The sequence below is a fragment of the Croceicoccus mobilis genome, assembly GCF_001661965.1.
GTDB classification, from domain to species: Bacteria; Pseudomonadota; Alphaproteobacteria; order Sphingomonadales; family Sphingomonadaceae; genus Croceicoccus; species Croceicoccus mobilis.
Window position 1 is genome coordinate 71,377 of sequence record NZ_LYWZ01000027.1, and the last position, 21,101, is coordinate 92,477.

Genomic DNA, 21,101 nt, shown 5'->3' on the forward strand with positions numbered 1-21,101 from the left:
CGCCAAAAAGGCCCCGCCGCGTGAACGACGGGGCCCCTTCGCCATGTCCGGATAATGAGGAACCCGGACGTCAGGAGAGCCGGTTACTCGGCAGCGATCGACAGATAGTCGTCGCCCTGCGCCGCAGGCTTTGCATTGCGCGGAGCCGAAGCCTTGTAGTGGGTGGCGTAGAGCATGCCGCCGACAAAGGTCAGGCCGCCGACAAGGTTGCCGACAACGGTCGGGATTTCATTCCAGATGAAATAGTCCATCCAGGTGAACTGGCCGCCCAGCATGATGCCCGACGGGAACAGGAACATGTTCACGATCGAGTGTTCGAAGCCGAGGTAGAAGAAGACGAGGATCGGCATCCACATCGCCATGATCTTGCCCGAAACGGACGAGGACATCATGGCAGCGACGACGCCGGTCGATACCATCCAGTTGCACATCACGGCGCGGATGAAGAGCGTGAGCATGCCCGAAGCGCCAGCAGCGGCATAACCCAGCGTACGGCTTTCACCGATCACGCCGATCTTTTGCCCGATGGCATTGGGTTCGGTCGAGAACCCGGTGGTGAAGATGATCGCCATGAATACGGCAACGGTCATCGCACCGGCAAAGTTGCCGCAGAACACCAGGCCCCAGTTGCGCAGCACGCCGCCAATGGTGACGCCCGGCCGCTTGTCGATCAGGGCCAGCGGGACCAGCGTGAACACGCCGGTCAGCAAGTCGAAACCCATCAGGTAGAGCATGCAGAAGCCGACCGGGAACAGCAGCGCGCCCAGGAGCGGGTTGCCGGTATTGACGGTGATCGAGATCGCGAAGGCGGCCGCCAGCGCGAGGATGGCGCCCGCCATATAGGCGCGGACCAGAGTGTCCTTGGTGGACATGAAAACCTTCGATTCGCCAGCGTCGACCATCTTGGCCGCAAACTCGGCGGGAGCGATATACGACATATCGAATTCCTTCCTTCTTAAGTTGGTTTCCCGCCGGTCAGGCAGCAGGAGAGTTTTGCAGGTTCAGGTGGATGGTCCGGCCTTCCAGCCGCACCGCGTAGGTCGGCACGCTGCCTTCGTCCGCGCCTTGGGCAAGGCCGGTTTCGAGGGAGAGCACCCAGTTATGCAGAGGGCAGGTCACGCAGTTTCCGTGCACGATCCCCTGGCTAAGCGGCCCTTGTCTGTGCGGGCAATTATCCTGCATCGCGAAGATGCGGTCGTCTTCGGTGCGGAAGACGGCGATGGTCGGGCCATCGGTCTTCACGCAGCGTGCACCCTGGCGCGGGATATCGTCGATGGTGCCGACGCGGACCCATTCGGCGTCCGCAAGACGAGTGAAAGGCGTTGCGGCGTTCATTCTGCGGGCTCCATCTGCGAGGGTGCATGGGGCGATGACAGGTCAGCCATCGGCTTGAACTCGTGCTTGTCCTTGCCGCTGACGCGTTCGGACCACGGATCGGTCTGCGCGAACCGCTGCGAGAACACGAAGCGCTCGTAATAGGCGCGGCGCGTTTCCTTGTTGTCGAGGATCTGCTCGCGGATCGTGTCGTGCCCGACGCGGTCGGCCCATTTGTAGATGCGTTCGAGGTAGTAGCCCTGCTCGCGGTACATCTGCATCATGGCCGCGGTCACCTCCATCACCTCCTCCTCGGTCTCGAGGGTGGTGAGCTTCTTGGTGCCCTGGATGTGGAGGCCGGCAGCGCCTGCGTAGTGCAGTTCATAGCCGCTATCGACGCAGACCACGCCAATGTCCTTGCAGGTGGCTTCGGCGCAGTTGCGCGGGCAGCCCGAGACGGCGAGCTTGACCTTGTGCGGGGTCCACGACCCCCACAGGAATTTCTCGAGCGCGACGCCGAGGCCGGTCGAATCCTGCGTGCCCATGCGGCACCAGTTGGTGCCGACGCAGGTCTTCACCGTGCGCAGCGATTTGCCGTATGCGTGGCCCGAAACCATGCCCGCCTTGTTGAGATCGGCCCAGACGCCGGGCAGATCTTCCTTCTTTACGCCGAGCAGATCGATGCGCTGCCCACCGGTGACGTGAACGGTCGGGATCTGGAACTTGTCGACCACGTCGGCGATGGCGCGCAATTCATCGGAATTGGTCATGCCGCCCCACATGCGCGGGATCACCGAATAGGTGCCGTCCTTCTGGATGTTGGCGTGGACGCGCTCATTGATGAAACGGCTCTGGTTGTCGTCAACATACTCGCCCGGCCAGTCGGACAGCAGATAGTAGTTGAGCGCGGGACGGCACTTGGCGCAGCCGCCGCTGGTGGTCCATTCCAGTTCCTGCATCACGGCGGGGATGGATTTGAGGCCATTCGCCTTGATCAGGCGGCGGACCTCGCCGTGGCCGAGATGGGTGCAGCCGCACATCGACTTGGGCGCGCTGGCATCGAAATCATCGCCCAGGGTCAGCGCCATCAGGCTTTCGACAAGGCCGGTGCAGCTGCCGCACGATGCAGACGCCTTGGTATGGGCGCGCACCTCGTCCAGCGTGGAAAGGCCCTTGTCCTTGATCGCACCCGTGATGGCCCCCTTGCAGATACCGTTGCAGCCGCAGATTTCCGCGTCATCTGCAAGGTTGGCGACCGCTGCAAGGGGATCAGAGTTTCCCGCGTTCTGGAACGCCTGGCCGAAGATCAGGGTCTCGCGGATGTCGCGGACGTCCTCGCCCTTGCGCAGCAGTTCGTTGTACCAGCCGCCATCGGCGACATCGCCGTAAAGGACCGCGCCGATAACGCGGTCGTCCTTGATGATGACGCGCTTGTAGGTGCCGCGCGCGGCATCGCGCATGACGACTTCCTCACGGTCTTCGCCTTCCGCGAAATCCCCGACGGAATAGAGGTTCACGCCGGTGACCTTGAGCTTGGTCGGGGTTTCCGAATGGACGTAATTGTCGATCGGCGCACCCGCCAGATCGGCAGCAAGGATCTTTGCCATGGTGTAGAGCGGGGCGACGAGGCCATAGACGCGGCCATCGACCTCCACGCACTCACCGACCGAGCTGATCGCCGGATCGCTGGTGCGAAGCTGCGCGTCGCAGACGATGCCGCGATTGACTTCCAGACCGGCCTCCCTGGCAAGGCCGGTATTGGGGCGGATGCCCACGGCCATGACGACCACATCGGCGTCGATCACGGTGCCATCTTCCAGTTCGATGCCGGTGACCTTGTCGTCGCCCAGAATCTGCTTGGTATTCGCGCCGCAGCGGATGTCGATGCCGCGGCCCTGAAGTTCCTTTTGCAGCAGATAGCCCGCAGCGGTGTCCAGCTGACGCTCCATCAGCGTGGGCATCAAATGGATGACGGTGACCTTCATGCCTTTCATGTGAAGACCGGCGGCGGCCTCCAACCCCAGCAGGCCGCCGCCGATCACCACGGCGGACCCGCCCGTCGCCGCGTAACCGTGCATCTTTTCGACATCGTCGAGGTCGCGATAGGCAAGCACGCCATCGAGTTGATGACCCGGCACGGGAATGATGAAGGGGGCGGAACCGGTCGCGATGACAAGACGGTCGTATTCGGCGGTAATGCCGTTGGCGCTGGTCACGGTCTTCGCGTCACGGTCGATCTTTTCGACCTTTGCGCCGCGATGCAGCGTGACCCCGTTATCCTCATACCAGGCGTCGTCGTGGATCACGATATCCTTGAACGCCTTTTCGCCCGACAGAACCGGCGACAGCATGATGCGGTCGTAGTTCACGCGCGGTTCGGCGTTGAAGATCGTTACGTCATAACGTTCCGGAGCCAGCTCGAAGAGATGTTCGAGCATACGGCCCGGAGCCATACCGTTTCCGACAATGACCAGACGTTCACGCGCCATGGATAACTCCCGTGTTCGGTGGAGCTGCGCGTGAGCCGGAAATGGCGCGAACACGGGGCAAGACAAAAAGCGCCGCGTTCCCCGTTCAGCCGGACATCCGGTTGAAGGGCCGCGCAGCGCCATTGCTGCATGTCAAAAGTTCAGTTGAAAGATGGCTGGCCTGATCGCCGTTGGTCCGCCTCATCGCAGGACCGGATCGGGCCGTCATCGCTAGAAAATTCTATACGGCGATTCGATTTATGCCGCAATGCAAAATTGACCTGGATCGCACTTTTTGGAACTTTTTGCGCAAGCTCCAAGGCTAAGTCACGCAATTTTCAGGCATCTATTTTCGCAGCAGCGGTCTCCTCCTCGATCAGTTTCGCGATCAGCGGGCGGCAGCTGCCGCAGTTGCTGCCGGCACCTGTCTGGTCGGACACTTCGCCCAGCTTGCAGCAACCGCCGCGCACGGCTTCGCGAATGTCTTTCTCTCCGACATCGAGGCACAGGCACACCAGCGGGCCGCGATCTTCGGCAGGCTGCGCCGGACGCCCCGCCAGCAGTTCAAGCGAGCTGGCCTGTTCGTCGGTGAACTGTTTCGCCACCCAGTCCCGCTCGGGCAATTTGCCGCTGCGCGTCAGGTAAAGCACGGCGGCCAGTTCGCCATTGTCAGCGCGCACCACGATGCGCGTCATGCCGCGCGCCTTGTCCGATGCCTCGCAGCGTTCGCCTTCGGGCAGGATCGCGTCGACATCGATCGCCCCGTCGCCCGCCATTTCGGTAAGCCAGCCGCCTTCGACGCGGGCCATGGCCCAATAGGCTGTTTCGGGCCTCACCGCATCGCGCGCGATCAGAAAGCCGCGCCATTCGGGCTCGACCGGCGCGATCGTGGCCGACACGTTCTTGAAGCCGGGCTGGCCCGAAACCGGATCGGTGGCCGGGTGCACCAGCTTGCCTGTGCGCCCCTTCCCCGTAAGGTCCGTCCAGTGCATCGGCACGAAGATTTCGCCGCTGCGCTGTCCGTCGGAAACGGCGACGCGATAGACAGAGGCGCCCCAGCGCGTGCCGACCTGCGCAAAGCCGCCATCGGAAAGGCCGAACCGATCGGCATCGGCGGGATGAACCTCGACCAGCGGCTCGCGGCGATGGATCGATAGCTTGGCGCTCAAGCCCGTTCGCGTCATCGTGTGCCACTGGTCGCGATAGCGTCCGGTATTGAGCCGCAGCGGGAAATCGGGATCGACAGCTGCCGCCTTTGGCGCATCGACGGCGACGATGCGCGCCTTGCCATCCGCATGGCTGAAGCCCCCCTGCAATGGGTGCTCCCCGCCCCAGCGGAAGGGGGTCATCGCATCGTAGTCCTCTATGCTGCAACAGGCCCATGCGGTCAGGTCGAGCATCTTGCCATGGTCCACGGAAAGCTGCGTCATCGCGGCATATTCGGCGAAGATCATGCCGGGATGGTCGAAATCGAAACCACCATACCCCAGTCGCCGCGCGACATCGCACATGATGCGCCAGTCCGCCCTCGCCTCGCCGGCTGGCGACATCAGCGTGCGCTGGCGGCTGATCATGCGTTCGGAATTGGTGACGGTGCCATCCTTTTCGCCCCAGCCCATCGCGGGCAGGCGAATATCGGCCAGTTTCGCCGTATCGGTCTCGGCGATCACTTCGGACACGACCACCGTCTCGCAGCGATCCAGAGCCTCGCGCACAAAGCCTGCATCGGGCATGGAAACGGCGGGATTGGTGCCCATCACCCAGATGAAACGGATGCGCCCGTCATGCACGGCACGGAACATGTCGACCGCTTTCAGCCCGGGCTCTGCGCACAGTGCCGGCGCATTCCAGAACCGGGTGACCGATGCACGCTCTTCGTCCGAAAAGCCAAGGTGGCAGGCAAGCATATTGGCCAGGCCGCCCACTTCGCGCCCACCCATCGCATTGGGCTGGCCGGTCATTGAAAACGGCCCGGCGCCCGTGCGATTGATGCGCCCGGTGGCAAGGTGCAGGTTGATGACCGCATTGCCCTTGTCGGTCCCGCAAACGGACTGGTTCGCGCCCTGGCTGAACAGGGTGACCATGCGCCGGTTCGCGGCGACCAGTTCGGCAAGCCGGGCAAACACGTCCGGATCCACGCCGTGATCCTGCGCGGACAGGTCCGCCAGGAAATCGACCGGTAATTCACAATGCGCGTCCATGAAGCCGAGGTCGAGCAGCCCGCGATCGCGCATTTCGGCAAGCAGGGCATTGAACAGCGCGATATCGCCATCTGGCGCGACCGGCACATGCAGGTCCGCCCGCTCTGCCGTTTCGGTGCGGCGCGGGTCGATCACCACCAGCTTTGCACCGTGCGCCTCGCGCGCCGCCTCGATCCGCTGCCAGATGACGGGGTGGCACCATGCGGTGTTCGACCCTACCAGCAGGATCAGATCCGCCGCTTCGAGATCCTCGTAAGTACCCGGGACCACGTCTTCGCCGAATGCGCGATTATGCGCGGCGACTGCGCTGGCCATGCACAGGCGCGAATTGGTGTCGATATTGGCGGTGCCGACAAAGCCCTTCAGCAGCTTGTTGGCGATATAATAATCCTCGGTCAGCAATTGGCCCGAGACATAGAACGCCACGCTTTCAGGCCCGTGCTGCGCGATGCAGTCGCCCATCCGTTTGGCAACAAGGTCCAGCGCCTCGTCCCAACCCGCGCGGCGCTCGCCGATCATTGGATGCAGCAATCGCCCCTCCAGCCCGACAGTTTCGCCAAGCCATGTGCCCTTGGAACACAGCCGCCCGAAATTGGCGGGATGCTCCTTGTCGCCCTTGATGGTCAGCGCGCGGCCCTCGCCCGGCTGCGCCACGATGCCGCAGCCCACGCCGCAATAGGCGCAGGTGGTGCGGACCGCGCTCATCGCCCTTCGCCCCTTCTGCTGCGTGCCATCATCGCTTCAATCCCTTGGACTTGATTGCGCACGCAAAAAAGCCGCCTCGATCCGGTCCCATCAGGGACGGTTCGGGCGGCGCCATTGCCACGCGTGTTTCGAATTTCGCGCAATGCCGGTCTGTTCCCCCAACTGCGGGGACGGCATTTGCGGCTGCATATATATGCTTTTCCGGGGCGGGACGGCAAGCGCGAATGCGCGGCCTGCCGTCCCGGTGGGAAGGCGGAGGCGCCACACATTCGCCCCCGCCGATTGCGACCCGATGATTTCCGTCAAGCGGATCAACGATTTGCCTCAATAACTGAAAGAGGCCTGGAACCAGAACTTTTCGGTATCGGTGGCCCACTCCTTGGCATTGTAATTGGCGTATTTCGCCAGCAGGCCGACCTTGCCGACTTTGAAGGCGAGCGTGGCGTCGATTTCGTCGCCATAATTCATGCCGCCTTCGTCGCTTTCGAACTTGTGATAGGTGACGCCTGCGGCAAGCCCCTTCAGCGGCCCCATGTCACCGATCTTGTACGACGCGCCGCCATAGTAATCCTGAAGACCGTTCGCAGGCGTGCTCAGGAAAAGGTCGGCAAAGCCGTTGAACTTGTGCAGCGTGGCAAGCGGGGTCTGGAAAGCGGCGACGCCGTCGTCGCTGCCCAGCAGTTCATAACCGCCCTTGATGCCGAATGCGCCAAAGCCAAGGCCGGCTTCCGCACCGATGTAATCGGCCGAATAATCGATGGGGTTGTCGCCGTAATCGGACTGCTTGGCATAGCTCAGCACATAGTTGAGCTTCGTCGATCCGCCCAGCGGCACGGCGCCAGCAGCACGCACGCCATAGGTCTGGCTGGAGTAGGCAAGGCGGGTGTCGTAGTCGATGAGATAGGCAAATGCCTTCACCTTCACGCTCGACAGGTCGAAGCCGCCATTGACGAGGTAGATATTGCCGTCGAAATGCTCGTTCGGGCTGTCGACGCCAAAGATCGTGCGCTGCGAGAAGGAATAGGTCCCGTCCAGCGACACAGGGCCGATCTTCGTCTGCACGCGGGCGGCATCGAAGGTCTGTTCGTTCTGGCGCCATGCGACCGCGCCGACGAAACGCTGGTCGTCAAGGTTTATCGCCTGACGGCCGAGGGTAACCGTGGTGCCTTTGGCCGAATAGCCGATGGCAAGGCGGTTGAGCTCGATATTGTCGGGATCGGCGACGACCGAATAGGGCTCGACGCCATTGCCCGGGATCGTGTCGTTGTAATCGTCGATGATCGCAAGCGTGGCTTCCGCCTCGGCCAGCAGGAACAGACCGCCGGTCTTGAACTCTGCGCCCGAACGGATGCGGAAGGTAAGCGCATCGGCATCGTCGGCGGCGGTGTCGGGCTGACTGACGCTTTCATAGCGCAGCGTGCCTTCGATGATCGGGTCGAGCGTAGTGTTCTCACCGATCTCGTACGGACCGGCCTGCGCCAGCGCCGGGGCCGAAACGAATGCGGTTGAAGCCGCGCAAAGCAGAGCAAACTTGTTCAACACAATACCTCCCTCACGGGGTGCGCTCGCACCCCAGGCATGACTTGAAAGTCGAGCAGGCGTCATCGCCTGCCTATGGCTGGGTGAATGGCGGGACAGCATTGCCCGCCGGTGGATTATGGCGCCTTACCGCCGGGCGTCCTTGCCCGCGGCTCGCCTGCCCCGCAGCGGGGGCAGGCGCTGCGCTTGTCTATCAGGCTGCCTTGGCGGCGGGGCCGTGATCATATTCGGCAAGGAAGTGCAGCACTTCCTGCCGGTATTCGTAGAACTTGGGATCTTCCAAAAGCGACTTGCGATCACGCGGGCGCGGCAGGTCGACCTTGAGGATCTTGCCGATCGTGGCCTGCGGGCCATTGGTCATCATGACCACGCGGTCGGCAAGCAGGATGGCTTCGTCGACATCGTGCGTCACCATGATGGCAGTGACCTTGGTGCGGTTCCACACCTCGACCAGAACGTCCTGCAGGTCCCAGCGGGTCAGGCTGTCGAGCATGCCGAAAGGTTCGTCGAGCAGCAGCAGGCGCGGGCTGAGGGCAAAGGCGCGGGCGATGCCGACACGCTGGCGCATGCCGTTCGACATTTCCGCCGCCATCTTGTCCTTGCTGTCGGCAAGGCCCACGCGGTCGAGGTAATAGTCGACGATGTCGCGGCGCTCGCTGCGCGGCGCATGCGGATAGACCCGCTCCACGCCCAGCGCCACGTTCTGCCGCGCGGTCAGCCATGGCATCAGGCTGGGGGCCTGAAACACCACCGCCTTATCGGGGCCGGCAGCGCTGATCTCACGGTTATCAAGGACAATGCCGCCCTTCGAAATTTCGTTGAGGCCAGCCGCCATGGTCAGCACGGTCGACTTGCCGCAGCCCGAATGGCCGATTAGCGAGACAAATTCGCCCCTCTCCATGATGAGGTTGAAATCCTCCACCACGGTCAGCGGACCCTTGGGCGTCGGGTACACCTTGTCGAGCTTGAAGAATTCGAGATAGCGGTTCTTCACCGCGCTCTGCCCCGCCTCGCGATAGGCCTTGGGCGGCGGTGCGAGGTCGAGCGGGGTGACACCCGGCAGCGCGGTCGCGCTCTCACCGACGCTGGAGGATTCCGCGTTGAGGGTGGAGAGATAGTTCACGATCTTGGCGCGCAAGCTCTTGTAATGATCGTCGTCGTTCATCGCCTCACGGTCGCGCGGGCGATTGATGGTCACGTCGAAGATCTGCCCGATATGCGCGGCAGGCGCAGGGGTCAGCACAGCGACACGGTCGGCAAGCAGCAGCGCCTCGTCCACGTCATTGGTGACGAGGATGATGGTGCGCTTTTCTTCTTCGCGGATACGCTCGATCTCGTCCTGCAGCTTGGCGCGGGTCAGCGCGTCAAGGGCCGAGAGCGGTTCGTCGAGAAGGAGGATTTCGGGTTCCATGGCAAGCGCCCGGGCCACCGAAACACGCTGGCGCATGCCGCCTGACAGCTGCGCGGGCTTACGGTCCATCGCATGGCCAAGGCCGACGAGTTCAACCTTTTGGCGGACCAGCGCGGCGCGTTCGGTCTTGCTGCGGTCCTTGTGCACCGCATCCACCGCCAGCGCCACGTTCTGCTGCACCGACAGCCAGGGGAACAGCGAATAGGACTGGAACACGAGGCCCCGGTCGCGGTCCGGCCCGTCGATGGGCTTGCCGCGAAGCAGGACCTCGCCTGCGTCCTGTTTCACCAGCCCGGCAATCGTGCTGATCAGCGTGGTCTTGCCAGCGCCCGAGAACCCGAGGATCGCGATGAATTCGCCTTCCTCGACATCGAGGTCGATGCCGCCGAGCACGTCGGTGGTATCGCCGGTCTTCCCGGTATAGCTCTTGGTCACGCCCTTCAGGGAAAGGATGGGTGCGTTAGCCATGACCTGTCTCCTTATCGACTGAGCGCGGCTCAGATCTTGTGGTTCTTCGAAACGAGCGACTGCAGCGCCATCATGATGCGGTCGAGACCGAAGCCGATGAAGCCGATGACGACGACGGCGAACATGATGCGGGCCAGCGACTGCGAAGAACCGTTCTGGAATTCATCCCACACGAACTTGCCGAGACCGGGGTTCTGCGCGAGCATTTCGGCCGCGATCAGGACCATCCAGCCCACGCCCAGCGACAGGCGCATACCGGTGAAGATATAAGGCAGCGAAGCGGGCAGGACGAGGCGGGTAAGCTTTGCAAACCAGCCCAGTTTCAGCACGCGGCCCACGTTCAGGAGGTCCTTGTCGATGCTGCTGGTGCCGACGGCGGTGTTGATCAGCGTCGGCCACAGCGAGCAGAGCATCACGACGAGCGCCGAGATAACGAAAGCCTTGGGCAGCATGGGATCGGCGCTGGTGATGGTGGCCGAGATGACCATGGTCACGATCGGCAGCCAGGCGAGCGGGCTGACCGGCTTCATGATCTGGATGAGCGGGTTGATCGCGGCGTTGAACAGCGGCGACAGGCCAGCGGCCAGCCCCAGCGGCACGGCAACGACGGTTGCCAGCGCAAAGCCTAGCGCCACCGTTTCCAGCGAGGTGAAGATCTGGTCGAGGAAGGTCGGCGGGCCGGCATATTCGAAATTGCGCACACCGGCCGAGTTGCCCGCGGCAATGGCCTCCGCGTTGCGGGCATCCTGATCGGCGTAGAACTGCGCTTCCTTCTCATTCGCGGCCTGCCATTCGCCCACCAGCGAAACACCCTGCTCGGCGACCTCAACCGGACCGGGCAGCGCGCCCAGCGATGTTTCGACCTGCGGCGCGAGCGCCGCCCAAAGGCCGATGAAAATAAGAATGCCGAGAACAGGAGCGATCAGGCTCTTGCCCCACTTGCCTATCAGTCCGGCCAGCGGCGACGGCCCCGACTTCTTCGGCGCCGAACCCTCCGATGAAGTCTCGGGCTCGCTGGGAACAGCGACCTTGCCGGCGACAGAACCCGCCGCTGCTTCGATCGCGGGTTCGTCCGCAGAGCCACTGTCGAACTGGTTTGCAAATACGGTTGCCATGGGATCGCTCCTGTTCGCGGTCACTTGGATTGTATTACTTCGAGCTTACGCCGGATGCCGATACCGTCTGGCCTTCCTTCAGGCCGATCGGGAATTTGGCGAGATAGGCGTTGGGCTGGCTGCCATCGAAGGTGATGCCGTCGATGAAGCCCGACTGTTCGCCGCGGTAGCCGTCGGTTTCCGGAACGGAATCTGCGGGGATAACACCGTCTTCGACCAGCTTGTTGGCAGCGGCCAGATACAGGTCGGGGCGATAGACCGCCTTGGCCTGCTCCATGTACCAGCTATCGGGATGGTCGGCGGGAATCTGGCCCCAGCGGCGCATCTGCGTCAGATACCAGATGGCGTCCGAATAATAGGGATAGCCCGCGTATTTATCGAAGAAGATGTTGAAGCCTTTCGCATCGCGGGTGTCACCCTTTTCAAAGGTGAACTTGCCGGTCATCGAGGCGGCGATCACTTCGGCATCGGCACCGACATAGTTGGGGCGCGAGAGGATCTCGACCGCCTCGGCGCGGTTCGCGCCATTGTCGGCGTCGAGCCATTGCTGCGCCTTGATGATGGCGCGCAGGAGGGCGGCGGTGGTGGCGGGGTACTTCTCGGCGAAATCCTTGCGGATCGAGAAGACCTTTTCCGGGTTGTCGTTCCAGATTTCGTCATCGGTAATGACCGGAACGCCAATGCCCTTCTGCACTGCGGCCTGGTTCCACGGCTCACCCACGCAATAGCCTTCGATGGTGCCAGCTTCCAAAGTCGCGGGCATCTGCGGCGGCGGGGTGACCGACAGCTTGACGTCGGCGTCGATGGTGCCGGCAACGTCTCCGTCAGCGTAATAGCCCGGGTTCAGACCGCCAGCTGCCAGCCAGTAGCGCAGTTCGTAATTGTGGGTCGAGACCGGGAAGACCATGCCCATGTTGAAGGGCTTGCCCTGCTTGGCATAATCGTCGACGACCGGCTTCAGATACTTGGCGCTGATCGGGTGAGCGATCTTGCCGCCTTCGGTGGGAAGGCTCGGCTTGATCGCGGCCCAGGTCTTGTTCGACAGGGTGATCGCATTGCCGTTGAGGTCGAGGCTGAGCGGAGCGATTAGCTCGGCCTTGGTGCCATAGCCGATGGTCGCGGCGATGGGCTGACCCGCCAGCATGTGCGCACCGTCAAGCTGGCCGCCGATCACGCCGTCCAGCAGCACCTTCCAGTTCGCCTGCGGCTCGAGTTCGACGTTGAGGCCTTCCTCGGCGAAGAAGCCCTTTTCCTTGGCGATGGCCAGCGGGGCCATGTCGGTCAGCTTGATGAAGCCGAGTTTCAGATTGGGCTTTTCGGGCTGGCCGTCGACCGATGCGGCGACGACGTTCTCGCTCCCCGCATCGCTCGAACCGCCGCCGCCGCAGCCAGCCAGTGCCGCCGAGGCGAGCATCGCCGCCACGACCGCGCGCCGATTGAAACCGAATTTCCCGTTACGTCCCGACATTGCCACTCGATCCCTCTATCGTCGGACAACGCAAAAAAGCCGCCTCGAAACGCTCCCCAATCGGGAGGTTCGGGCGGCGACGTTGCCACGCAATTTCGTAAGTACGGCGAGGTTCGCTGGGTCACCCATCCGTGGGTGGCGATCCGCTCGCTGTGAGATCCAGATAAGCGATTCGCCGCAGCTGCGTAAAGAGGTTTTTGCGCTGCATCATGAAATTTTATTCAAGTCTGCGATGCCAGATAAGCCTCAAGCTGTTCTGGATCGAAGGTTTTCCCATCGAAAAATGCGTCGAATGCCATGACCAGATCGCCCTGCTCCGCCCCTACGCCAAGCGGGCTTTTCACCGCGCCTTCCACCTTGGAGCTTGCGCCGGGCAACGGCGAATCCTGTCCGCGCAATGCACTGCGGTAGACGTCCGGACGAAACACGCGTCCCGCCTTTTCGGCATCTGCCGGGTCGTAATCGAACCCGTCCCAGCGGACCATCTGCGTATAGAGCCACTGGGCCTGGCTGATCCATGGGAAGTTCGCCGCCTCGCGGTACTGGAACATGAAATCCTTGAAATGAACGGGCTCGCTATCCTGCGACAGGATCAGCTCGTCCGAGATCGCGGCGAGGATCAGTTTCGGGTCTGACGCCAGATATTCGGGCCGGGCCAGCAGGTTCGCGTGGCCTTCCCAATTGGCCGGATTGACGAAATGCTCGCCCGCGCGGCGCATGGCGCGGATCAGCGCCTCGATACTCTCGCGACGCTCGTCCAGCACGCTTTCGCGCATGGCCAGCACCTTCTCGACGCCGCGCCGCCAGATCTGCGCCGTTGCCAGCACGATCCGGCCCACGCCGCGATCCACCGCGACCGAATTCCAGGGTTCGCCCACGCAGGTCCCGTCGACCTCTCCCGCCGCCAGCGCATCGGCGGTAAATGGCGGAGCGACGGTGATGATCTCAACATCGTCATCAGGGTGCATGCCGCACGCTGCCAGCCAGTATCGCAGCATGTAATTATGGCTGGAATAGCGGTGTACCACGCCAAAGCGCAGCGGTTTGCCGGCGGCCTTGCGGGCAAGTGCCTCATCACGAAGGCGCGCGCCCAAGCCCTTGGGATCGCACAGTTCTCCATCACAGTCATGTGCGACCTTGTCTGCCAGCTCGTTCGAAAAGGTGATGGCATTGCCATTCAGGCCCAGCACGAAAGGCGCGGCCAGCGGCTGGGCTGGACGCCCCCGCCCCAGCGTCGTCGCAATCGCCAATGGCGCCAGCATATGCGCGACATCGCTATGCCCGTAAAGCAGCCGGTCAAGCACCGTTGCCCAGCTGACATCGCGCATGAAGGTAAGGTTCAGCCCCTCTTCTTCGGCAAAGCCCATTTCCTGCGCGATGATCGGCAGACACGCGTCCACAAGCGGAAGGAAGCCGACAGACAGCTCCTGCGTCACGATCCTTCCCCTTCTTGCAGCACCATTCAGTCCTTCATCAATTCATGCGCCGTGATCAGCGCTTCGGCAATATCGGCGATGCGTTTGGATGACGACATCGCCTTGCGCCGCAATTCGGCATAAGCCTCGGGCTCGGTAATGCCCTTGGTGTTCATCAAAATGCGCTTCGCCTTGTCGACATTGGCGCGCTCGGTCAGCTTGCTGTTTGCAGCATCCAGATCCGACTGCAGCCGCGAGAATGCGTTGAACCGGCGCACCGCCATTTCCATGATCGGGCGAATGCGATTAGCCGACAGTCCGTCGACGACATAGGATGAGACGCCCGCATCGATGGACGAGGCGATGGCATCGTCATCCGATTGATCGACGAACATGGCGATGGGGCGCGACAATGCGCGGCTGACCGCGAAATATTCCTCCAGCACGTCACGCGACGGGTTACCGAGGTCCATCAGCACGATTTCGGGATCGATTTCGGCAATCCGCGCCAGCAGGCCATGGCGGCCGGTAATCACCGAAATCTGGCAATCGGGAAGCTGCGAAAGGCCCTCTTCGATAATCGAGGCGCGCGAGGCGCTTTCATCGATGATGGCGATGCGCATGCAGCCTTACTGCACTGCAGCATGGCTTTGGGCAAGAGGATAAGCTGGGCTCTCAGCTTTTAGAGCAGATGCCGAAGTCGATTGCCAATCGGCGCATGGCGCGGCGACTGAATCCGGGCAAGGGCCGCCAATCCACCTCGCCAGCTTAACAAGCCAATTCTCCAGACTGCATGATCGTGCCGCCGGTTTAATCTTGGTAGTTTGGAAGCTGGATGTCCGCTTTTGGGCGAACGAAAGTTCGACCCTTATGACCGAAACCGGGCGCATAGCTGACATCACGAGATGATAATGGCCGAGCGGCGCTGCACACGATTAGAAGTCAAAGGTCGACTAAAATTCTCCAATGATCTGAGTGCCCATTGTTGTCCGGTCCGGCGCACCAACTTCCGCATCATTCGCGCCGGGTCTTTGCCCCCTTGTCGGCAAAAGCCCAGTTCAGCGTGCGCGTCATGGCATGCGCTCCTGCCCGAACCAGCGGGCGCGAGCGGCGTGACAGGTGCCTGCCGTGCATGTCCTGCGCCCAGCGCGGCATCAGGTCAATTGCCGCCCGCATCATCAATTCCTGCGCCGGTGCCGCGCTCAGCGAACGGGCGGGCTGGGACAGGACGAGGCGCGCGATTTCGCGCGTGCGATCGTCGACACGCAGTTCGGGCATGAATTCGCCGATCATCGCCTCGACCTCGGCTCGGGTCGATGGCACGGGGTCCGCGCCCAGCCTTTTTGCGACCAGGCCCGACTGGCGCACATATTCGTCGCGCTGCGCATGGGGCATCGCCGGATCACCGTAGATCGTCCAGGCATCGAGGAAGCCGATAGTCTCACACAGATGCACCCACGCCAGCAGATGCGGGTCATCCGCGCGATAGGGGGTACCGTCGGGCAACTCACCGCGCACCTGCGCATGTATCGCCTTCACCCGCTCGATCGCGGCCTCGGCCTCGGCACGCTCGGCATAGGTCGTCACCGCGATGAAGCGCGCCGTCCGGCGCAGGCGACCCAGCATGTCATGGCGGAAATTGCTGTGATCCCAAACCCCGGCCAGCGCAGCGGGATGCAGCATCTGCATCAAGAGCGCGGCGACACCGCCGATCATCATCGTGGTCACGTCACCATGCACGCGCCAGATCGCCGACGCCGGATCATACAGCGCATCGGGTGACCGCATGACCGGTGCCTCACCTTTCGACCTGTCGTTGAACAGGCTGCGCACCCGCGTCACCAGCATGTGGCGCAGCAGCCTTGCCGGAACAGGTTCGGAGCGTTCCGTCATGGCCGGCCTATGGAGGAAGTCCGCAGGATCTGGCCCGCCACCGCTGCCGCGACCAGATCGCGGAACAGCCCCTCAAACGTCTCGCGCGTTGCGACCAGCAGTTCGCGCACGGTTTCGGGCACGGCGCGCAAATCGTTCATCAGCGATGTCGTCAGCGAATCCGGATCGGCGACATCGTCGATGGCCCTGCGTATCTCCGTCTCCGCCTCGTTATCCGCCTCCGCCTCGTTAAAGGCGCGGTCGTGGATCCGCACCAACAGCACCTCTTTCAAGCGGATGTAGTGATGGTGCGAGCCGGCCAGCAGGCCCATCTTTTCACCGATGTCGCGAATGCTGGTGCCGGCATAGTCGCGAGTCGCGAACAATTGCGCGCCAGCTGCCAGCACCTTTTCCTGCCGGGCCGGATTTTGGGCTGCCGGGCAGCTATCTGCCTGTTTCGCTTGCGCCATCTGTACCGAGTAGAGCGCGCGCGCCACGCTCGGCAAGCGCTTTCGCCCCGAAATTGTAACGATCGCTTGATGCATGTGGTCCGCCAGGACCTTAACCCCCCTGGTGAATGCAAATGCCCTCTCCCGCTTTTACGCGGCCCATGTGCTGCCGCAGGCACCTGCGCTGAAAGCGGCCATGGCGGCGGGGCCCGACCTGGACATGGATCTGGCCGAAGAGCTGTTCCCAAAACGGATGGGCCAGCGCCACGCTGGCCCTATGCTAGCGCCCGACGATGACCCCGCGGCATTCGCCGAAGCCGATGCGGGCACAGCCCTCCTTTTCGGCGAAGGCGCGCATCACGATTTCGTCGCCATCCTCCAGGAAGGTGCGCGTCTCGCCCGAAGGCAGGGCGATCGGCTTCGTGCCATTGGCCGACAGCTCCATCAGGCTGCCCCAGCTCGTCTCGTTCTTGCCCGACAGCGTGCCGGTGCCCAGCAGATCGCCCGGATTGAGATCGCAGCCATTGCTGGCGTGATGCGCGACCATCTGCGCCGCGGTCCAGTACATCGCGGTCATCGAACCGCTGCTGAGCCGGTGCGGCGCATGGCCTGCATCGCGCATCGCAGCCGTGCTGATCAGCACCTCCATCGTCACCGCCAGCGCGCCTTCCCCCTGATCGGCATCGTCCCACAGATAGGGTAGCGGTTTCGGATCGCCTTCGGCACGCGCGGGCTGCGCCGTGCGGAACGGGGCAAGAGCGTCCATGGTGACCACCCATGGCGAAACGGTGGAATGGAAATTCTTGGCAAGGAACGGCCCCAGCGGCTGGTACTCCCATGCCTGCAGGTCTCGTACAGACCAGTCGTTCAGGATCGAGATCCCGGCGATATGTCGCCCCGCCCCGGCAATCGGGACCGGCTGGCCGAGCGCATTGCCCTCACCCACCCAGACGCCCATCTCCAGCTCGTAATCCAGCCTCGCGCTCGGGCCGTAACCGGGCATGTCCTCACCCTCTGCCGGGCGCGTCTGGCCGTAGGGCCGGATGACATCGCCGCCCGATACCCGCACCGAAGAAGCGCGGCCGTGATAGCCGATGGGCACATGCTTGTAATTGGGAAGCAGCGGATTTTCGGGCCGGAAGAAACGCCCGATATTCTCCGCGTGATGGATCCCGGTATAGAAATCGGTGTAATCGCCAATGCGGAAGGGAAGCTCCATCACGGCGTCGGCCACCGGGTGGAGATGCGGCTCGACCCGTTCGCGGTGATCCTCCTGCGTCAGCAGGGTAAAGAGCTGCCGTCGCAGATCGCGCATCGCATCCCCGCCGCGCGCGGCAAGATCGTTGAGCGATCCCATCGCATCGCGCGCCGCTTCCTGCGCCTTGCCCGTCATCAACCCGGCGATTGTCGGCAGCGACAGGACGTGATCGCCGATCCGCGTTACGCCCAGCGACGCGCCGCCATCAATGCTCGCCATGCCAAGCGGCAGGTTCTGGACCGGAAAGTCGCAATGGCCCTGAGCGCCGGGGACCCAGCAGCGTGCTGCCGGATCATGGGTGAAATCGATCATGCTCAAGGGTCTGGCTCCTGCTCTGCCGGATGCCTGTATCGGACCGGTCGTTATCGAGAGCCCCACATCGTCCCGCCCCCCCGCCATTGCAAGTGGCAGCGATTGGCCGGGGCCATCTCAATCCACATCGGCCTCCAGCTTCTGGAAAGCACGCGGCGGCATGTGGAAACGGCGCCGGAACGCGGTCGTGAAATTGCTGACGTGCCGATAGCCGGCGTCGATCGCGATATCCTCCAGATCCATCCCGCCATCGCTCAATTGCTGCCGCGCGCGCATCAGCCGCGCCTCTCTCACGATATCGGCAACCGACATGCCGAACACGTCCTGCAAGGCCGCGGCCAGACCGCGCGGCCGCATGCCGAGATCGACCGCAAGCTGTTCAAGCGTAGGCGCATCGTCGATGGATGCCAGTACCCGGTCGCGCGCATCCATGGCGCTATCGACAAGGGACGCGCGGGCAAAGGATCGCTGCGTCAGCGCCCGGTTGTCGACCGCCTCGACCACCGCGCACAGCAGGCCCGGCACCAGCGCCGATAGGAAGCGGGTGCGGATATCCCCTTCCAGATTGCAGTCGAGCGCGCTGCGGGCCAGATTGCGCACTCTCTCGCTGGTTCCGACCAGCGTGCCGGGGCGGTCATGCGTCAGCAGCCGCCGGATCTGCGCCTCATGCGTGCCCCAGTCGAGCGAGAGGAGATATTCGACATCCTGCGCTCCGAAGGTCATGGCCACCGCCCGAAAATGCGCGCCGCCCAGATAGACGGCGGAGCCCGGCGGATCCTCGACCCTCTTGATGATGCATTCGCCCGGATCGATGCGGCGCTCGACCGGGTCGTCATCTTCAAACGCCACTTCCATCCCGCCGGTCAGCAGGATCAATATGCCCAGCGAACCGATCGCCTCGGCCGGGGCGTAGGGGATGTGGCAATCGCCATCGAAGACGAGATCGATCAGCACCAGCCCGCCGGTGGGGCCAAAGGGCACAATTTCGTGCGGCATGACGGCACAGGGGTTGGGAGAGGAGGAAATCTCGGCTGACGAGACTACCGTCGCGCGCAGCCCATCCTCGAACCGATTCTCGTTTTCGCCCCCGAAAAATACGCGCAGCTGATCCATTTGCATTCTCCTGCGCGAAGAGCCTTACACGGTTCTTTGCCCTTTGTACTCCTGCCGATAATATTCTGCCCTTTTCACGACACCGCGCGTTAAACTGCCCATCACAGGACGAACTGTCCGCTGCAGGGGGCCGTATGGATCGAAACCGGCTCCGCGCCGCCAAGGTTCTAAAGGCGCCGCTTCTCCAGCTTTCGCGCAAGCGTGCGGCGGTGGAGGCCGAGCCGGCGCGCCGCCTCGGAGACATTGAAGTCACACTCGACCAGTGTCTGGTGGATATATTCCCATTCCAGCGTCTTGATCGAGGTTTTGCGCCCTTCCACGGGCACGCTGGCATCGCCTTGCTCGGCGTTGAAGGCGGCCTCGATATCGTCGGTGTTGGATGGCTTCACCAGATATTGCGAAGCGCCCAGCTTGATCGCCTCGACCGCCGTTGCGATGCTGGCATAGCCTGTCAGCACGACGACGCGCGTATCGGGCTGCACCGCTTTCAGCGCCTGCACAACGGCAAGCCCAGAATCGCCACCCAGCTTCAGATCGACGACCGCATAGGTGAAATCACCCTGTCTCGCGGCTTCATCCGCCTGAGCCGCGGAAGATGCGGTGGTGACCGCATAGCCGCGCCTTTCGAACGAGCGGCCAAGCGTGCGGGCAAAGGCCGGGTCATCTTCGACGATCAGCAATCTGGCGCCGCTCATGCGATAGGTCCCTTCCGATAGGCGATGGCCTCCAGCGGCAGCGACAGGCGCACCATCGCGCCGCCGTTTTCGCGATTGGCGACCCGGACATTGCCCCCCAGCTTGCGCATCACATTGGTGACAAGGAACAGCCCCAGACCGCCCCCGTCGCGCCCCTTGGTCGAGGCGTAGGGCTGGCCGATGCGATCCATGATTTCGGGCGCGAAGCCCGGTCCGTTATCCGTCACAGTGACAACCAGATCATCATCGACCCGCGCGATTTCAAGCGCGACATGGGCAGGCGATGCTTCCTGCGCATTGTCGATGACATTGCCGATCACCTGCCGCAATCCTGGATCGGCGACGATGGCCATGTCTTCACCGAACAGGTCGGTGAAGATCAGTTCGCCATCGCTGCGCGACTGCCATTCGCGCGCGATCTCGGCAAAGACCGTGCGCACGCTGGTGACCACCGGGTTTTCCCCGCGCAGTTCGCCCGCCGACATCAATATGCCGCTCACGATCGTCTTGCAGCGTTCCAGCTCTGTCCGCATGTCGGCGATGTCTTCCTGCAATTCCTCATCGGCGGTGACGACCGGCAAATGAGTCCAGTCGCCCAAGATCACCGACATGGACGACAGCGGCGTTCCCAGCTCGTGCGCCGCGCCCGATGCGAGGAGCCCCATGCGGATGATGTGGTCCTCCTCTGCCGCCTGACGCCGCATAGCTTCCAGCGCCTTGTCGCTTTGGCGGCGATTGCGGTCGAGCCGGGTCACGAAAAACACCAGCAGCGCCGCGGCCAGAACGAAACAGAAAAGGCTGCCGAACTGGTAGAGGCGAAATTCCTGCGCCGCATGTTCATCGGGCAGATCGAGCGGCACGTTGAAAAAGGTGAGAAACACGATCGCAAGGCTGGCAACCGCCGCGATCACCCAGCTTTGACGCGGTTCGAGGATGACCAGCCCGATCACGATCTGCAGCAGGAACAGGAAGGTGAAGGGGTTGGTCGAACCGCCTGAATGATACAGCTGCCAGCACAACGCCGCGACATCGATCAAAAGGGCGACCAGCAGCTCCCCCTGAGAGAATTCGCGCCTGCGCCGCAGGCTGAGCGCGCCCAGCAGGTTCACGCATATCAGCAGCAGCGGCGCGAGCAGCAGCGGCGCCAGCGGCAGGCGGGCTTGCAGCAGGGCGGTGACGGCGACGATGGTGGCCAGTTGCCCGATGACCGCGATCCACCTCAGCTGGATCAACAGCAGCACATTGCGCCAGCTGGCGCTCGCATGTGCAGGTACCGGGGCGATGAAGCGCAACATGCG

General features: G+C 63.0%; 16 protein-coding genes. All 16 read right to left on the bottom strand.

The window, feature by feature from the left end; all coding sequences use genetic code 11:
• Positions 1-83: 83 nt before the first annotated feature.
• Positions 84-938 (bottom strand): formate/nitrite transporter family protein, encoded by an 855-nt coding sequence (locus A9D13_RS16740; RefSeq protein WP_066776245.1) that lies wholly within the window; start codon positions 936-938, stop codon positions 84-86.
• Positions 939-975: 37 nt separating this feature from the next.
• A complete protein-coding gene (nirD, locus tag A9D13_RS16745; protein ID WP_066776248.1) occupies positions 976-1,335 on the bottom strand; it encodes a nitrite reductase small subunit NirD in 360 nt (119 codons plus the stop codon).
• Positions 1,332-3,803, bottom strand: a complete 2,472-nt coding sequence (gene nirB, locus A9D13_RS16750) for a nitrite reductase large subunit NirB (protein WP_066776253.1) — start codon at positions 3,801-3,803, stop codon at positions 1,332-1,334. Before nirB ends, nirD begins: the two co-directional genes overlap by 4 nt.
• Before the next feature lie 317 nt (positions 3,804-4,120).
• Positions 4,121-6,688, bottom strand: coding sequence for a nitrate reductase (locus A9D13_RS16755; protein WP_066776255.1), 2,568 nt, complete (start codon positions 6,686-6,688; stop codon positions 4,121-4,123).
• A 324-nt stretch (positions 6,689-7,012) separates the two neighbouring features.
• The gene (locus tag A9D13_RS16765) at positions 7,013-8,230 is read right to left on the bottom strand and encodes an alginate export family protein (protein ID WP_373288744.1); all 1,218 of its coding nucleotides are present in this window, start codon (positions 8,228-8,230) and stop codon (positions 7,013-7,015) included.
• A gap of 190 nt (positions 8,231-8,420) precedes the next feature.
• Positions 8,421-10,106: an ABC transporter ATP-binding protein gene (locus A9D13_RS16770; RefSeq protein WP_066776262.1), complete on the bottom strand. Its 1,686-nt coding sequence runs from the start codon at positions 10,104-10,106 to the stop codon at positions 8,421-8,423.
• A 29-nt stretch (positions 10,107-10,135) separates the two neighbouring features.
• Positions 10,136-11,221, bottom strand: a complete 1,086-nt coding sequence (locus tag A9D13_RS16775; RefSeq protein ID WP_082922513.1) for an ABC transporter permease — start codon at positions 11,219-11,221, stop codon at positions 10,136-10,138.
• Positions 11,222-11,255: 34 nt separating this feature from the next.
• Positions 11,256-12,689 (bottom strand): CmpA/NrtA family ABC transporter substrate-binding protein, encoded by a 1,434-nt coding sequence (locus A9D13_RS16780; protein ID WP_082922514.1) that lies wholly within the window; start codon positions 12,687-12,689, stop codon positions 11,256-11,258.
• 221 nt (positions 12,690-12,910) lie between these two features.
• Positions 12,911-14,125, bottom strand: coding sequence for an ABC transporter substrate-binding protein (locus A9D13_RS16785; protein ID WP_066776265.1), 1,215 nt, complete (start codon positions 14,123-14,125; stop codon positions 12,911-12,913).
• A 26-nt stretch (positions 14,126-14,151) separates the two neighbouring features.
• Positions 14,152-14,727, bottom strand: a complete 576-nt coding sequence (locus A9D13_RS16790) for an ANTAR domain-containing response regulator (RefSeq protein ID WP_066776274.1) — start codon at positions 14,725-14,727, stop codon at positions 14,152-14,154.
• A gap of 391 nt (positions 14,728-15,118) precedes the next feature.
• Positions 15,119-15,997, bottom strand: coding sequence for an oxygenase MpaB family protein (locus A9D13_RS16795; protein ID WP_066776276.1), 879 nt, complete (start codon positions 15,995-15,997; stop codon positions 15,119-15,121).
• Entirely contained in the window at positions 15,994-16,473 is a 480-nt protein-coding gene (locus A9D13_RS16800; RefSeq protein ID WP_244884888.1) for a TetR/AcrR family transcriptional regulator, read from the bottom strand. Before A9D13_RS16800 ends, A9D13_RS16795 begins: the two co-directional genes overlap by 4 nt.
• Before the next feature lie 232 nt (positions 16,474-16,705).
• Entirely contained in the window at positions 16,706-17,995 is a 1,290-nt protein-coding gene (gene fahA / locus A9D13_RS16805; protein WP_156522155.1) for a fumarylacetoacetase, read from the bottom strand.
• Between the two features lie 117 nt (positions 17,996-18,112).
• Complete coding sequence (locus tag A9D13_RS16810) at positions 18,113-19,108, bottom strand: helix-turn-helix domain-containing protein (protein WP_066776297.1); 996 nt, start codon at positions 19,106-19,108, stop codon at positions 18,113-18,115.
• Positions 19,109-19,275: 167 nt separating this feature from the next.
• Positions 19,276-19,803 carry a response regulator transcription factor gene (locus A9D13_RS16815; RefSeq protein WP_066776300.1) on the bottom strand — a complete coding sequence of 176 codons (528 nt, stop codon included), beginning with the start codon at positions 19,801-19,803 and terminating at the stop codon, positions 19,276-19,278.
• Entirely contained in the window at positions 19,800-21,098 is a 1,299-nt protein-coding gene (locus A9D13_RS16820) for an ATP-binding protein (protein ID WP_066776302.1), read from the bottom strand. The genes A9D13_RS16815 and A9D13_RS16820 overlap by 4 nt, the downstream gene beginning before the upstream one ends.
• Between the last annotated feature and the right edge of the window lie 3 nt (positions 21,099-21,101).

Bases quoted from the DNA above. Each gene is read 5' to 3' on its own strand.
- A9D13_RS16740 (WP_066776245.1), bottom strand. From the start codon at position 938: ATGTCGTATATCGCTCCCGCCGAGTTTGCGGCCAAGATGGTCGACGCT.
- nirD (WP_066776248.1), bottom strand. From the start codon at position 1,335: ATGAACGCCGCAACGCCTTTCACTCGTCTTGCGGACGCCGAATGGGTC.
- nirB (WP_066776253.1), bottom strand. From the start codon at position 3,803: ATGGCGCGTGAACGTCTGGTCATTGTCGGAAACGGTATGGCTCCGGGC.
- A9D13_RS16755 (WP_066776255.1), bottom strand. From the start codon at position 6,688: ATGAGCGCGGTCCGCACCACCTGCGCCTATTGCGGCGTGGGCTGCGGC.
- A9D13_RS16770 (WP_066776262.1), bottom strand. From the start codon at position 10,106: ATGGCTAACGCACCCATCCTTTCCCTGAAGGGCGTGACCAAGAGCTAT.
- A9D13_RS16775 (WP_082922513.1), bottom strand. From the start codon at position 11,221: ATGGCAACCGTATTTGCAAACCAGTTCGACAGTGGCTCTGCGGACGAA.
- A9D13_RS16780 (WP_082922514.1), bottom strand. From the start codon at position 12,689: ATGTCGGGACGTAACGGGAAATTCGGTTTCAATCGGCGCGCGGTCGTG.
- A9D13_RS16790 (WP_066776274.1), bottom strand. From the start codon at position 14,727: ATGCGCATCGCCATCATCGATGAAAGCGCCTCGCGCGCCTCGATTATC.
- A9D13_RS16795 (WP_066776276.1), bottom strand. From the start codon at position 15,997: ATGACGGAACGCTCCGAACCTGTTCCGGCAAGGCTGCTGCGCCACATG.
- fahA (WP_156522155.1), bottom strand. From the start codon at position 17,995: ATGATCGATTTCACCCATGATCCGGCAGCACGCTGCTGGGTCCCCGGC.
- A9D13_RS16810 (WP_066776297.1), bottom strand. From the start codon at position 19,108: ATGGATCAGCTGCGCGTATTTTTCGGGGGCGAAAACGAGAATCGGTTC.
- A9D13_RS16815 (WP_066776300.1), bottom strand. From the start codon at position 19,803: ATGAGCGGCGCCAGATTGCTGATCGTCGAAGATGACCCGGCCTTTGCC.
- A9D13_RS16820 (WP_066776302.1), bottom strand. From the start codon at position 21,098: ATGTTGCGCTTCATCGCCCCGGTACCTGCACATGCGAGCGCCAGCTGG.